General features: G+C 54.7%; 12 protein-coding genes and 1 tRNA gene. 4 read left to right on the top strand and 9 right to left on the bottom strand.

Annotation, left to right across the window (positions count from 1 at the left end):
- Positions 1–7: 7 nt before the first annotated feature.
- The 3 genes from OGV79_RS01775 to OGV79_RS01765 are packed head-to-tail and all read left to right on the top strand — an operon-like array spanning position 8 to position 2,490.
- The gene (locus tag OGV79_RS01775; protein WP_115614297.1) at positions 8–1,093 is read left to right on the top strand and encodes a fimbrial protein; all 1,086 of its coding nucleotides are present in this window, start codon (positions 8–10) and stop codon (positions 1,091–1,093) included.
- Between the two features lie 10 nt (positions 1,094–1,103).
- A complete protein-coding gene (locus OGV79_RS01770; RefSeq protein WP_199977393.1) occupies positions 1,104–1,835 on the top strand; it encodes a fimbrial biogenesis chaperone in 732 nt (243 codons plus the stop codon).
- Positions 1,836–1,851: 16 nt separating this feature from the next.
- On the top strand, positions 1,852–2,490 hold the full coding sequence (locus OGV79_RS01765) for a helix-turn-helix domain-containing protein (RefSeq protein WP_012135796.1): 639 nt from the start codon (positions 1,852–1,854) through the stop codon (positions 2,488–2,490).
- Positions 2,491–2,534: 44 nt separating this feature from the next.
- Here the strand turns inward: OGV79_RS01765 and OGV79_RS01760 are convergent, their stop codons facing one another.
- The 3 genes from OGV79_RS01760 to OGV79_RS01750 form a co-directional block, all read right to left on the bottom strand.
- Entirely contained in the window at positions 2,535–3,437 is a 903-nt protein-coding gene (locus OGV79_RS01760) for a carboxylate/amino acid/amine transporter (RefSeq protein WP_024131066.1), read from the bottom strand.
- 93 nt (positions 3,438–3,530) lie between these two features.
- Positions 3,531–4,619 carry an AAA family ATPase gene (locus tag OGV79_RS01755; protein ID WP_012135794.1) on the bottom strand — a complete coding sequence of 363 codons (1,089 nt, stop codon included), beginning with the start codon at positions 4,617–4,619 and terminating at the stop codon, positions 3,531–3,533.
- A 128-nt stretch (positions 4,620–4,747) separates the two neighbouring features.
- The gene (locus OGV79_RS01750; protein WP_286466858.1) at positions 4,748–5,755 is read right to left on the bottom strand and encodes a zinc-binding alcohol dehydrogenase family protein; all 1,008 of its coding nucleotides are present in this window, start codon (positions 5,753–5,755) and stop codon (positions 4,748–4,750) included.
- A gap of 111 nt (positions 5,756–5,866) precedes the next feature.
- Here OGV79_RS01750 and OGV79_RS01745 point away from each other — a divergent pair, with 111 nt between their 5' ends.
- Positions 5,867–6,775, top strand: a complete 909-nt coding sequence (locus tag OGV79_RS01745; protein ID WP_286466851.1) for a LysR family transcriptional regulator — start codon at positions 5,867–5,869, stop codon at positions 6,773–6,775.
- A gap of 137 nt (positions 6,776–6,912) precedes the next feature.
- Here OGV79_RS01745 and OGV79_RS01740 read toward each other — a convergent pair whose 3' ends face one another.
- The 6 genes from OGV79_RS01740 to trmH all read right to left on the bottom strand — a co-directional run bounded on the left by OGV79_RS01740 (position 6,913) and on the right by trmH (position 14,788).
- The gene (locus OGV79_RS01740; RefSeq protein WP_058668295.1) at positions 6,913–7,950 is read right to left on the bottom strand and encodes a virulence RhuM family protein; all 1,038 of its coding nucleotides are present in this window, start codon (positions 7,948–7,950) and stop codon (positions 6,913–6,915) included.
- Between the two features lie 391 nt (positions 7,951–8,341).
- Positions 8,342–8,436 (bottom strand) — tRNA-Sec (locus tag OGV79_RS01735).
- 249 nt (positions 8,437–8,685) lie between these two features.
- Positions 8,686–10,395, bottom strand: a complete 1,710-nt coding sequence (locus tag OGV79_RS01730; RefSeq protein WP_112001397.1) for an AsmA family protein — start codon at positions 10,393–10,395, stop codon at positions 8,686–8,688.
- Between the two features lie 121 nt (positions 10,396–10,516).
- A complete protein-coding gene (gene xanP, locus OGV79_RS01725; protein WP_024131065.1) occupies positions 10,517–11,908 on the bottom strand; it encodes a xanthine/proton symporter XanP in 1,392 nt (463 codons plus the stop codon).
- Between the two features lie 104 nt (positions 11,909–12,012).
- A complete protein-coding gene (gene recG, locus OGV79_RS01720; protein WP_286466842.1) occupies positions 12,013–14,094 on the bottom strand; it encodes an ATP-dependent DNA helicase RecG in 2,082 nt (693 codons plus the stop codon).
- A 4-nt stretch (positions 14,095–14,098) separates the two neighbouring features.
- Positions 14,099–14,788: a tRNA (guanosine(18)-2'-O)-methyltransferase TrmH gene (gene trmH, locus OGV79_RS01715; protein WP_049011031.1), complete on the bottom strand. Its 690-nt coding sequence runs from the start codon at positions 14,786–14,788 to the stop codon at positions 14,099–14,101.

Here is a 14,788-nt window from a genome sequence, read left to right as displayed (position 1 = left end):
GTGAAAGATGAAAACTATCGTAACGGGCGTTGCCCTCTCTTTTCTGGCACTGGCGGCGATGTGCGGCGTGGCGCGAGCGGACGGGACGTGGGTGAACTGTGAGCGTACCAATGGCTACTACCAGTACTTTGACTCTACGACCGTACAGGTGGGTAAAGATGCTGCCGTAGGCGATTTATTAGGTACATGGGCGACCTCTTACAACCCGACGGCATGGACCTGCTCTCATCGTACCAATTATCAAAGCTACGCCATCCCGATGGCGGTACAGGGGTATCCCCCCTACACCGTTTGGGGAACTACCCAGGTCGATGGGCAAACGTATACTGTCTATAACACGACGGTAAAAACCGGGTTGGGGTATATCGCTCGCTGGCGCTATACGGTAAAAGGGCAAACCAGCGACTGGTATCCTCTTACTATTGCGACCGGAGGGCAGCAGACGCCTTCGCAGTTATTTACGGTGACAGGCGATGGAAGTTCATGGAATCTCGGCGTGGATGTCCAAATCCGTTTTGTAAAAACCTCGACATCGTTAACCGCAGGCAGCACTTCCGTCTTTGACCCGATGTATATGCGACACTACCAGACATACGGGGGCAGTACGTCTGTTGGCAGCGGCACCTATATGATCGCTGATTTTCTGGCGGGAGGGCTGATCATATCCACCACCGGGGGAACCTGTACGACGTCGGATGTCACGGTTAATTTACCGGCTGTTAGCCGAACTGATTTTAGTGGCATAGGTTATACCGCTGCGCGTACTGATTTTAATCTGAACTTTACAAAATGCCCGGCAGGGTTATCGAGCATCAGCTATTTGTTTACGCCGACCACGGCCATTATTGATAACGCCAACGGTGTTTTTGCGCTGGCGAGCACCTCAACGGCGAGTGGCGTGGGTATCCAGTTGTTGGACGATCAGAATATCCCTCTGTCGTTTAATACGGCATATCTCCTGACGGATTATGATCCGGCTCAGGACAATGCGAATTATACCGTGCCACTGCGTGCCGGTTTATATCAGACTGCGGCAAATGTCTCTTCTGGCGATGTCAGAGGTGCAGTGACATTCACCCTTGTCTATAAATAGAGGAGGGGGCATGGCGAAACGGCTAAAATATGTTCTGAACCACTTCCTGATTTTACTTTTATTGCCGTCATCGGCTATGTCGGCAACGTATATTAATTACACGCGAGTGATAATTAATGAAAAGGCGCGCGAAACATCATTTACTATTTACAATGAAGGGCTGAAACCCGTTTTATTGCAGTTGTGGACTGAAAAAGACAATATTTTTGATCGTCCCGAGGAGATTAAAACACCGTTTATCATTTTACCTCCGATTTTTCGGCTTGAAGGAAAAACATCCCGGGCGGTGCGGGTACAGTTTACTGGCGACCAGCATACATTACCTGCTGACAGAGAATCTTTATTCTGGCTGAACACGCTGGAAGTCCCTCCTGTGGCTGATGGTAAAGCGGAGAAGGGCGCGCTACAGGTCGCTTTTCGTACTCGGGTGAAGTTATTCTGGCGGCCCACTGCACTGGCAGCAATCACCCTTGAGGAAAGTATAAAAGAATTACACATCTCTTTATCTGATTGTGGAGGAAAACGCTGCCTGTTAGTAAAGAATAACTCACCTTTGTACGTAACATTAATGGATCTTACGTTGAATGACGGTACAGAAATAAAGCAATTACCTGATGATGGTCTTTGGGCACCATTGTCAACTAAAACGGTTGTTTTACCCAAAAACACAAAAGGGGAGGGCACAGTCAAAACACTCTCATGGATTGATGATTATGGCGTGGTCAATACCTATAACTACTAATGCGAAGGATAACGTTATGCTTAATTTTAACCCTTCATCCTTACGTTTTAAATTTATTTACCTGACGAAAAATATTTATGATGGTATTGCCATTCATACACTTTTTGAAGATGCCCTGCATGAATCAGGATTGAAAATGGGGCTTAATGAAGATATACCCTTTCACCTGATCGATAAGTACAGTAATTTTATTCCGTTTTCATTGCGGTTTGATGCGACGTATAAACAACGCAGTCGCACGCTCGAACACGATATTACCCTCTCGGCAAAAGGGGAAGAGATAAAGCGAATGCGTTTTAATCATATACTCTTTTTTGTCGATATGTATAACCCTGACCATACCTCTTTTCTTTCGGTCGCCGGACTGCATGGCCTTACGGCGGTCAGGGAGCGCATGGATGCTTTCATGGTGCATTGTAATGCGGTGATTAATGGTAATAGAAAATGCCGTTCAAGTAGTTTCTTGTTCACGCTGCGTGAGCAGCAAATTGTGTTTCATCTCTTACAAGGCATGTCGGTTAAAGAAATCGCACTGGAATTAAATGTGAGCGATAAACTGGTTTATCGGGAGCGCTGGGCGCTGACGCGTAAGCTTATCGACCAGAAAAATTGCAGATTATACAAAAGGCTAATAAACATTAACGCGACATTATAAGCGATAAAAGAGTGGACCAGATTATTGGAGTCCACTCTTTTGCCTTATGCCGCCCGGGCGCGACGGCGGGAATCCATTGAAATCAGCACCACCGACGAGAGGATCAGCAACGTACCAAGCCAGTCCGGCAGGGTGAAGCTGATGCCCAGCAACAGCAGCGATAACAACGCGCTGCTTAGCGGTTCCGCGCAGCTCAGAATGCTCGCTTTCGGTCCGCCAATCATTTGCGCCCCTTTCAGATACAGGCTGAAAGTCAGCGATGTGCCGATGACCACCAGATAGAAAAACGCCAGAATCAGGCTGCCGCTGACCACAAAATCCGTTCCCTGCCCGGCATAGAAGGGCAGCAATATCACGCCGCCGATCAACATGCTCCAGCCAACGACTGGAAGCGTGCCGTAACGCGCGATCAGCGTAGAGGGCCAGGTTGTATAAAACGCTGCGGCAAACGCGGAGGCAATCCCCCAGAACAGCGCGGCAGGCGAGATAGACAGCGATGTCGGATTACCGTGCGTTACCAGCAAAAAGGTGCCAATAAGGGAGGTGAGAATGGCCGTCAGCACCAGAATGCCGGGGCGCGCTTTCCGTACCAGCGAGAACCACGCCACGATAATCGTCGGCGATAAAAATTGCAGCACCGTTGCGGTGGCGGCATTAGATTTCTCAATGGTGAGCAGGAAGGTGAGCTGTACGGTAAGCGCTCCCATGATGGAAAAGAACAGCAGGCTTAGGGCGTCCTGGCGGTTTTTGAAAATGGAAAATACTTTGTCGCCGTGAACAAACGAGAGCATCAGCAGAATCAACCCGGCGAATATCAGACGCGTCATGGTCAGAAACTGCGACGACATCTGGCTTTGTTCCATAATGTACTGCGCGCAAACCCCTGAACTTCCCCATAATACGGCGGCAATCAGGACGTTCAGCATCCCTCTTCTGGTGGACCCCATTTTTTCCTCAACATAGTGTTTTGTCTTTTTTATGTGCAGGCATCATAGCAGAGATGGCGGCACAAACGAGACGGGCGTTAGCATCGCCCACTTTTACGACAGTCGGGTAAGCTGTGTTTCACCGTCCTCCATCGCCAGTTGATACAGCGAAAACGCGGCATGTTTCTCGATCAGATTGGCCAGTTCAGGCGAATGACTGGTGAGCCAGATTTGCGAATGGCGGCTGGCTTCGGCGATCAGTTGGGCGAGGGCGGGCAACATCTGCGGATGCAGGCTGTTTTCCGGTTCGTTGAGCGCGATAAAAGCTGGCGGTCGCGGGCTTAACAGCGCTACGGCCAGGCACAGGAAACGTAGCGTGCCATCCGAGAACTCCGCAGGTTCCAGCGGACGGGTCAACCCTTCGCGTTTCATCATCAGGCGAAAGCGACCGCCGCTGTTATCGCTGTAGAACACGCAACCGGGAAATGCCCGATCGAGAATCCGCATCAGCAGCAGTTCATCGCCAATCTCGACGATTGTCTGGAACGCTGCCGCCAGGTTTGCTCCGTCGCTGGCCAGAACCGGTGAGCGGAATCCCACCTGCGGAACACGAATCGCAGAACCAGACGAGACTGAAAACTCATGATAAAAGCGCCAGTTGCGCAGCATTTCTCGCATCTGCGACACCTCCGGGTAGAGGTGTGGCTCTCCCAACTGGCCGAATACCGACTCGTTCTCATACAGCGTGCCGCTGTGGGTGACTTTCTCGTGATGGATATTATTGAGGAATACGACCTGGTTTTTACGTTTCATCAACTGTGAGGAGGGGCGGCGAGCGTGCCCGCTCAACCAGACAGACTCCTCTTTGATGACCGGGTCGAGATCGAACTGCGACGGGTAGGGGAGCTTCTCGACAAACCCTACCTGTAACTCGTATTCATAGGTTTCTGTTTCTACCGCCAGAGTCATGCGCCGCAACTGGTCGCTGCGCGTTTTCCCGGCCCAGAATACCTTCAGAATACCGCCTTCGTTCGCCAGCGCCTGTGAGAACTGCCCCTGCGCCGCACTGTGCATCAGGTGAATCGCCTTATAGATATTCGACTTTCCGGTGCCGTTAGGGCCGAAGACGATATTGAGCTGTTCCAGTTCCAGAGACTGATGGCGAATCGAGCGGTAGTTTTCGATGTGCAGCGTTTTGATCATGGGCGTTAGCGGTAGAGGGGCGATGCGGCAAGCATAGCGATTTCGTCCCGGAAGAGACAACCCGTTCATATAGTTTTACGCGGCGCATAAAAAAAGCAGGGGCGACTTTCTCGCCCCTGGGGGGCTTATCAGAAGCCTTCCAACACAATCTTGCCGACGGAGCGGCCCGTTTCAAGCTGTGCGTGCGCTTTCTGAATATTCGCCGCGTTGATGGCTCCGTAATGCTCGCCCAGCGTGGTGTGAATCACCTTAGCATCAATGAGCAGCGCCACGCGGGTCAGTAGCTGATGCTGGGCGATCATGTCGTCGGTTTCAAACATTGAGCGGGTAAACATAAACTCCCAGTGCAGCGAAATACTCTTTGTTTTCAGCGGTCGTGCGTCGAGCGTTGCTGGATCGTCTATCAGCGCCAGCTTACCCTGCGGCGCCAGGGCTTCGATGAGCTGCGGGTAATGCTTATCAGTGTGGGTCAGGCTGGCGACGTGCGTCACTGCGTTGATGCCGATCCGCGCCAGCTCTTCCGTTAGCGGTTTGCTATGGTCGATGACATGATGCGCACCGGCTTCGCGTACCCATTTCTGGCTTTCCGGGCGCGACGCGGTGCCGATCACCGTCAGTCGGGTGAGTTTGCGGGCCAGCTGCGTCAGGATAGAGCCCACGCCGCCTGCGGCGCCGACAATCAGCAACGTATCCCCTTCGTTGCCGCCTTCTTCAACGCCGAGGCGGTCAAACAACATTTCCCATGCGGTGATCGAGGTCAGCGGCAGCGCTGCGGCGGCGGCATTATCCAGCGTTTTGGGTTTCAACGCGACGATGCGCTCATCAACAAGCTGGAACTCGCTGTTGCTTCCCGGACGGCCCAACGCGCCGGCATACCAGACTTCATCCCCCGGTGCGAACAATGTCACCGCCTCGCCGACTGATTTCACTACGCCTGTGGCATCCCAGCCCAGCACGCGCGGGGTCTCTGCGTTAAAACCCGCGCGTACTTTGGTATCGACCGGGTTAACAGAGATGGCTTTCACCTCAACCAGCAGGTCATGTCCGGCGGCGACCGGAACAGGGAGGTCAATGTCCTGTAAAAACTCAATATTGCTGCCTTCTGGCGCGGCGCGGGTAATTGCGATGGCTTTCATAACGTCTCCGGTGTGGGAACAGGTTTATCGTTTGTATAATTCGATGGTAAACCGCCAGCAGAACGGGAAAAATAGCCTCACGACGACAGGACTTATATTCGGGGAGTGAAAATGTTCCGGCTTGAAGATCTCACGTTGTTTGTTCGCGCGGCGGCGCTAAACAGTTTTAGCGATGCGGCGCGGGAAGCCGGGGTACAGCCTGCCCAGGTCAGTTCCGCCATCAAACGGCTGGAGTCTACGTTAAACATTCGCCTGTTCGCACGCTCGACCCGCAGCTTACGGCTGACGCCGGAAGGCGAGGTCTGGTTGCCCTACGCCAGACAGATGCTTGAGGTGATGCACGCCGGGCTGCAAAAAATTCAGACGCCGGAAGATGAGATCTCCGGTACGCTGCAAATCGCCGTGCCCTCCGATCTTGGGCGCAATTTACTGCTCCCGGTATTCCAGTCGTTTTGCCGTCGCCACCCTGCGTTGCGCCTGCGGGTGTTTTTCTCCGATCAGGTCGCCGATGTATTTAAAGATCCGGTTGATGTCGCGTTCCGTTACGGCAATACGGAAGATGCTTCTTACATCGCGCTGCCCGTTTCCCCCGATAACCGGCGTGTGCTGGTGGCTTCGCCGGACTGGGTCGCGCAACACGGCGATCCGCGTCATCCCGATGATTTAGCGCATCTGAATGCGTTAACGTTCGTGTTGCGCGGACGCCTGCATGACCGCTGGTCGTTCATCCGCAACGGTGACGTCAGCAGCGTACAGGTCAACGGCACCATGATGAGCGACGATGCTGAAGTTATCCGGCGGCTGGCTATCGCCGGAGAGGGGATGGCGTATAAATCCTGGCTTGATGTCTCTGAAGATGTGCGTGACGGGCGATTGCAGCGCCTGATGCCAGATTATCAGGGAGAGAAAGTCCCACTGAACATGATCTGCCCGCACCGCAAACAGCTTTCGACGGCAGTCCGCCTGCTGCACGAAGCGGTAAAAGCGCGCTGCGAAAGACTGGAACTCCCCCCGATGTGAAGGCGATACGCGTTGCCGTTTGTAGGCCGGATAAGCGTAAGCGCCATCCGGCGCACAATATAACGAGGGGAATCAGCGCGTCTTTAATTTCTTTCAGCTTCTGTCGTGCTACGGGCTTATCTACAGACTATGCAGCGTTACTTTTTGGTCTCTTTTTTCCACTGTAGCAAACTGGCAATGTCCCTTTCTCCTTCAGTTTCTTTTAAGCGCCGTCGCTGTTCTGCAAACTGGATATATTCCGCCTGTGCTTTTTCCTCTGCCGTTTTCTTACTGATCTTTCCTGCGCCTTGCAGAACCTCCCGGTCATTAAATTGCAGGAACTGATCCAGCTTATCCTGCCAGTCACGCAGAAACACCTGTTGACGGCGCCGGGCCTGATCTTCGGCAAAATCCAGCCACATGTTGACCACACGGTTGAGTTCGCTGACTTCATCCTGGTTGAGGTAATTTTTTGCCACTGTTACATCGCATTTACGCACCTCTTCGCCTTTATAGCTGGTTAGCCCCATATGGGGTTTCCTGGCGTCAGCACGTTCACAAATAAGTTCAGCTGCCGTATGGCCGGTACAGGCGAAATGCAATTTGTTCTGGATGGTTTGGAAAAACTGCGTTGTCTCTTTAAGCGAGGGCTGATAGTCGGCGGCCAACGCAAAGATCTCTCTAACTCGCAAATAAACCCGACGTTCGCTGGCGCGAATATCGCGGATGCGTTCGAGCATCTCATCGAAATAATCAGGAACGGCCGATGTTCCTACGGGCGGGTTTTTCAGCCGCTCATCGTCCATCACAAAACCTTTGATCAGGTATTCCTGAAGCGTCTGGGTTGCCCACTGGCGAAATTGCGTACCTCGGGGGGAGCGGACACGAAAGCCGATGGCAAGAATGACGGGTAGGCTGTAATGAAGCATATTGCGGCTTACCTGACGATTCCCTTCCTGTTTAACTTGTAAGTAAGACTTACAGGTTGCGTTTTGTTCAAGTTCGCCTTCTTCGTAGATTGCTTTGATGTGCTGCGTTATAGCCTGGGGAGTGATTTGATAAAGGTTTGCAATGGTTGCCTGAGGTAGCCACAGTGTCTCTTGCTCAAAGCGGCATTCAACACGCACTTCACCGTCATCACTGGCAAACATAATAAATTCGCCTGCCGGGGATTGGGTCAAGTGTTTATCCGTCATGCCGCCTCCGCTTTAATCTGACTCACCGTGCCGTAATCCGCTTAGTATGCCAGAGATCCATATTGAAGCTCATTACGTCCAGGTCGTTTATTTTGCGAGTCATATTCCGGGATAACGATTTTCTCCCTTCGGGAAAGTGTGTAGGCCGGATAAGCGTAATATAACGAGGGGAATCAGTGAGCCGCTGCCAGCGCGCCCTTAATCCCTTTTAACTGCGGTTGTGCTTCTTTTAGCTCACCGAGCAATCTTTTCTCCCGTTCGCTCCAGGCCGTCAGGACGATACAGCCATAATCGATTTCTTAATAATGGGTGAGGGCGTTTAAAGATCAGGTCGCAATGAAGGAATGAGTTTGGGGAATTGGCTTAAGACCCAGGGGAGAGTGAGGAACTTTGGCGGAAGATCACAGGAGTCGAACCTGCCCGGGACCGCTGGCGGCCCCAACTGGATTTGAAGTCCAGCCGCCTCACCGGAGACGACGATCTTCCGCGCCCACATTGCTACATGGAGGCGGGGCGCATTATAGCTACTTTCTCAAGGTTTCCACATCCCCCCACTCACTTTTTTCATCAGCCTTTCGCCTTACCATGATCGGTTTCATATAAACCTTCACAAAATCCATGAGTTACCTGTTTTCATATCTTTTGGGAATTATGAGTACACATAACGTTCATGCGACGTTTCGTGAGAAAACCTGTCACAGGCCCGGTAAGCGTAGCGCCACCGGGCAAAACACACTATTGCGCAGGCTGTGGTTGCGTGACTTCCGCTCCTGACACAACGCCTGCCCGCATTGTTTGCGTCACCTGCTGTTTATCGGCGTTTACCGCGTGCAACTGGCCGTTTACCGTTGGCTTCAGTGGGGCGTCCGCCTGGATATTACCGCTGGCGGTAAGCTGGATGTTGCCGTCGCCGGAAATGGGCAGCGCAGGCCATCCCCATTGCTGCAAGACGTTCATTGGCACGCCGCGTCCGTTCAGGCTGACTTTTGTCTGGCGCTGGGGGAGTTGCGAAACGCTGGCCGTAGCTTCTAACAGCCCCTTCTCCGTAAATGCGCTCAGTTCGTTGATATTAACTGTGCTGCTGTTTGCCGCCAGCGCCAGGGAGGGGCGACGCACGTCTACTCGGTTAAACGTCGCGGCTGCCGCGTTAAGCGTTGCGTTCCCACTCCATACGCCCCATTGATGGTTCTGCACCAGTCCCAGATTTGCGCCATAACCATCCAGCGCGGTGAGCTGCCACGGGAAAGCCGGGTCGATATCAATCACCAGGTTGCGACTGGCGCTGAATTTTTTCAGCGTCAGGCTGTTTAACCAGCCAGGCAGAGGTTTCATCCACTGCTGCTTCCAGTTTTCCGGCAGCGTGTATTCCAGCCCGGCAATGGCGGCATCGTCGAGGATTAGCGCTTTGCCATTACGCAGCCAGTTGCCGGATGTTCTGACCATACCGCCTTCCCAGCGGGTCGTGAACTGGCGTAGCGCAATGCCCTGCGGTGAGAATTCGGCATTCAGAATGGGATCGAAGAAATGCAGAGAACCGTAGATGAACTCGCTGGCATTCATCGATAGTTTGCCTTCTTGCGTCTGCCAGTCATCTTTGCTGAACGTCAGGTTGCGCAAACTGAGATCGAGGTCGGTTACTGCCCAGTCCGGGCCTTGCAGGCGGGCATCGGTCACTTCAAGACGGCCAATTTGCAGAGACGGGATAGCGGTAAGCGGGGCAAAAAAGTCGGTCAGCGATTTATCGCTTTGCAGCCGGATGTCGTTCAGACGCAGATTTTCCACCACCCAACTGCCGTCCGCGTTGCGTCGCGCCACGCCGGTTAAGGCGCCGCGCGCAATGTCTGCGCCAATGTTGCTTAAGATTACCTGTTCCTTATCAATGCTGCCTTCAATCAGCACGTTGGTCGCGGGAACATCATTCAGCGTGAGTGAACCGGCGCTGAGCTGGATCTGCGCCTTATTCCCCAATACCTTGCCCGCTTCGGGACGCCAGGGAACCACGCCGCCGTTAACGCGCTGAGCGCTCAGGTTCCACTCACCGCCCGGGCTGTTAAGCGCCATGTTCTGTAATTGCAGGCGGTCAGCCTGAACAGGAAGCGGTGCGGTCTGCGGGGAGATATTGAGCGTGCCGTCCTGCAACAGGATGGCATCGACGTGCAGGGGATCGGTTATCTGGCGACTGCTCAGGCCGATATCCACCGTTTTCGCGACTAACGTGGCGGGCTGGCCATCCCGGCCAAACGTGACGTTCTCAAGCAAAACGTGGGACGGTGCGGAAAAGCGGTGATCCATGACATCAAATGTCAGGCTGTACCCGCTGTTCTCTGATATCCAGGCGCTTACATGCTCCGCGCCCCAGCGGGTTTGCAGCAGAAAATAGAGGCCGAGGATCACCACCAAAAGGGCAATCAATATGTAGAGAATCAGCTTTCCAATAAATTTCATGGTCTTCCATCCCGCGAAGTGCACACATCTGAGTTATGCACGATTTACGCGCAATCCTCAAGGCGGGAATGGTGAAAGAGCGTTACAGCGGCGATGATTGTCGATCATCGCCGCATTTCGCTTACGGCTTCTCTGGCGGGAAAATCAGGTTCAGAACGATAGCGGTGATGCCCCCAGCGGCAATGCCGGAGGAGAGCAGGTTTTTCACCCAGTCTGGCGCAAATTGCAGGATCAGCGGCTGCTGAGAAACGCCCAGGCCGACAGCCAGCGACAGCGCGATAATCAGGATAGCGCGGCGGTTCAGCGGCTCACGGGAGACGATACGCACGCCGGAAGCGGCGATGGTGCCGAACATCACCAGCGTGGCGCCGCCGAGCACCGGTTCAGGAATGTGCTGCACAAAGCCGCTTACCGCCGGGAACAGGCCGAGCAGGATCAGCATCAGCGCTACCACAAAGCCGACATAACGGCTGGCCACGCCGGTCAACTGAATCACGCCGTTATTCTGCCCGAAACAGGAGTTGGGGAAGGTATTGAACACGGCGGAAACAAAGGAGTTCAGGCCGTTAGCCAGCACGCCGCCTTTCAGGCGCTTCATATACAGCGGCCCGGAGACCGGCTGCTCGGAGACATCGGAGGTGGCGGTGATATCGCCGATGGTCTCCAGTGAGGTGATCATAAAGACCAGCATCAGCGGCAGCAGCAGGTTCCAGTCAATGCCCAGACCGTAGTACAGCGGCGTGGGCACCATGATTAAGTCTTGTGTTGCCGGTGTGGTGTTTTCCGGCAGCATCCCCATAAACCAGGCCAGCAGATAGCCTGCCGCCATCGCGATCACCAGCGAGGCCACACGCAGGTAGGGGTTGCGCTGGCGGTTAAGCAGGATGATCAGCGCCAGTACGACGCCTGCCAGCATCAGGTTTTTGGGCGCGCCAAAGGTGTTGTCGCTCATTGCGGCATAGCCGCCGCCAATGGATGTTAAACCCACCTGGATCAGCGACAGACCGATAATCATCACCACCACGCCGGAGACCAGCGGTGTGATAATGCGGCGCGCCAGATGCAGTATGCGGGAGAGAACCATCTCAGTGCAGCTTGCCAGCATCAGCGTGCCGAATAGCGCTGCCATCATGGTGGGGACGTCCGCTCCGCCGGTTTTCAGCGCGGTGCCGCCCATAATCAGCGGGGCGACAAAGTTAAAACTGGTGCCCTGAATAGATAACAACCCTGAACCGACCGGCCCCCATGCTTTGATTTGAATAATTGAGGCCACACCGGAGGCGAACAGCGACATACTGATAATGTGTTGAGTATCTTGTGCCGGTAAACCGAGCGCCTGGCAGATTAACAGCGCTGGCGTGATGACCGCGACGAACATTGCCAGCAGGTGCTGACAGGCGGCAAACAGGGTTTGAGGGAGCGGCGGGCGATCTTCAAGACGGTAAATCAGTTCGCTGTTTTGCGTCTGCGCAACCGGTTGCGCATTTGCCGACTCGACGGTGTTAACAGACATCAGAGGCAATCCCATGGTGGAAAAGCGGTGATTTTATCTGACCAGATGGTAAAAGCAAACGATTGCATTTATAAATTTTACAAACGGTCTCGGGCAAGGGGTTATCAGGCGTTGGAATAACGCTCGGTTTCGGGCATCCAGCGTTCAATCAGGGCGGTTGCCTGTTGCGGATAATGTTCGTGAATGTGACGGGCGATGCGTTGAACATCCGGGATAATGGCCTGATCGCGCAGCAAATCCGCCACTTTGAACTCGGCGTTACCCGTCTGACGCGTGCCCAGCAGTTCACCGGGGCCGCGAATCTCTAAATCCTTTTGCGCAATCACAAAGCCGTCGTTGCTGTCCCGTAAGACCTGAAGGCGCTTCTGTGCGGTTTTCGAGAGCGGTGATTTGTAGAGTAGTACGCAATGGGAGGCCACCGCGCCACGGCCCACGCGTCCACGCAACTGGTGTAATTGTGCCAGACCTAACCGTTCCGGGTTTTCGATAATCATCAGGCTGGCGTTGGGGACATCCACCCCGACTTCAATCACCGTTGTCGCGACCAGCAGGTGCAGCTCACCTTGCTTAAAGGCCGCCATCACCGCCTGCTTCTCTGCGGGTTTCATCCGCCCATGAACCAGACCAATCTTCAACTCCGGTAAGGCGAGCCTGAGCTCTTCCCATGTCGCTTCCGCAGCCTGGGCTTCTAACAAATCTGACTCTTCAATCAACGTACAGACCCAGTATGCCTGGCGGCCTTCCTGGGTACAGGCATTGCGGACGCGATCGATAATATCGCTACGACGGGTGTCCGGGATGGCAACGGTAGTGACAGGTGTGCGACCCGGCGGTAGCTCATCAATCACGGAGGTATCGAGATCGGCATAGGCGGTCATTGCCAGGGTGCGGGGGATCGGCGTTGCGGTCATGATTAACTGATGCGGGTGGAACCCCTGCTGCTGACCTTTTTCCCACAGCGCCAGGCGTTGATGGACGCCGAAGCGGTGCTGTTCATCGATAATCACCAGCGCCAGCCCGTTAAATTGCACCTGCTCCTGGAAAATCGCGTGGGTGCCGACCACCATCTGTACCTGCCCGCTGGCGATGGCTTCCTGCTGCGCCAGGCGCGCTTTCCCCTTCTGTTTACCTGCCAGCCAACCCACTTCAATACCAAGCGGTGCAAACCAGTTGCGGAAGTTACTGGCATGCTGCTCGGCCAGCAGTTCTGTCGGCGCCATCAACGCCACCTGTTTGCCGTGCGCAATGGCGCGTAGCGCAGCCAGTGCGGCGACCAGCGTTTTACCGGAACCGACGTCGCCCTGCACCAGACGCATCATTGGCACATCGAGCGCCATGTCACGTTCGATCTCCGCCACTACGCGCGCCTGCGCACCCGTTGGTTTGAACGGCAATGCGGTCAGCAGCTGATTCTTCAGTGAATCGTTCGCGCTAAGCGGCTGGGCGTGAAAACGCTGCGCGCCGGCACGCAGCGCCAGCATGCTCAGGTTATGCGCCAGTAGTTCTTCCAGAATCAGGCGTCGCTGCGCCGGATGCTGCCCGGTTTTCAGATCGCTAAGCTGTAACGACGGTGGCGGGCGATGCAGCGTGCGCAAGGCTTCCGGCAGGCTCGTCATTCCTTGCGCAAGTTCAGGCGGCAGAAGCTCGGCAATGGCGCAGGTATCAAGCAGGTCCAGCGCCTGGTCGGTGAGCTTACGCAGCGTGGCTTGCTTAATGCCTTCGGTGGTCGGATAAACGGGCGTGAGCGTTTCCTGAAGCTCTGGCGTGCTGAGATCGCCCTGCACGCGGTATTCAGGGTGAATCATCTCCGCGCCGTACTTCCCGCGTTTGGCTTCACCATAGGCCAGTACGCGCCGTCCGGTCGCCAGGCTGTTTTTCATTGCCGCGCTGAAGTTGAAAAAGCGCATGGTGAGAATGCCGGAGCCATCGCTAATCTGGCAGGTCATCATCCTGCGACCGCCGAAGGTGATATTGCAGTTCAGCACTTCGCCTTCAACAGTGGCGTAAATGCCCGGCAGCAGTTCGCCAATCGGGTAAAGATGGGTGCGATCTTCATAACGCAGGGGAAGGTGCAACAGGAGGTCCTGCACGGTGTGCAGGCCAATTTTCGCCAGTTTGCTGCTTTGTGCCGCGCCAACGCCGGTTAAGGAATTGAGCGGGATGGCATCCAGCAAACGGCCTTTCATGTGATTACCCTGCCGCCTGCATCGTGGACCACCAGGCGGCGTCGGCCTCGATCTCACCCTGCATGTTTACGTGAGGGTAGGGCAGGCCCTTGCGCTTAGCGACTTTCGCCAGCACCGGATAGCCACCCTCAAACAGCAGGCGCTGCTGTTCGTCTTCCGGCAGCATGCTGTTTTCACGCAGGTACATGCCTGCGTTCTGCCGCTGGCGCTGCGCTTCGTAGAGAATCAGAGCGGAAGCGACGGAAACGTTAAGTGACTGTACCATGCCGATCATCGGGATGATGATGTCCTGATCCGCCAGGTCTAAGGCTTCCTGGGTGATGCCGGTTTTCTCCTGCCCCATCAGGATGCAGGTTGGGCGCGTGTAATCGATTTCGCGGAAATCAACCGCTTTATCAGAGAGATGAGTCGCCAGAACCTGCATGCCCCGGCCCTTCAAATGGCTGACTGCATCGCCGATGGTACGGTGGGTTTTCACCTGTACCCAGCTATTGCTGCCCGCTGCCGCCGACGCCATGGTGCGCATACGGCTGCCCGGCCAGACGGCGTGAACTTCGTGTACGCCTACTGCGTCGGCGGTGCGAATGATCGCCGAGACATTATGAGGTTTGTGGACCTGCTCCATGCAGACCGTCAGATCAGGCTGACGCCTGGCGAGCATCTCGCAGATACGCGCATAACGCTGTAAGTTCAT

Source organism: Citrobacter sp. CK185, assembly GCF_030333565.1.
Lineage (GTDB): Bacteria > Pseudomonadota > Gammaproteobacteria > Enterobacterales > Enterobacteriaceae > Citrobacter_B > Citrobacter_B koseri.
This window is presented reverse-complemented; position numbering and strand designations above follow the sequence as displayed.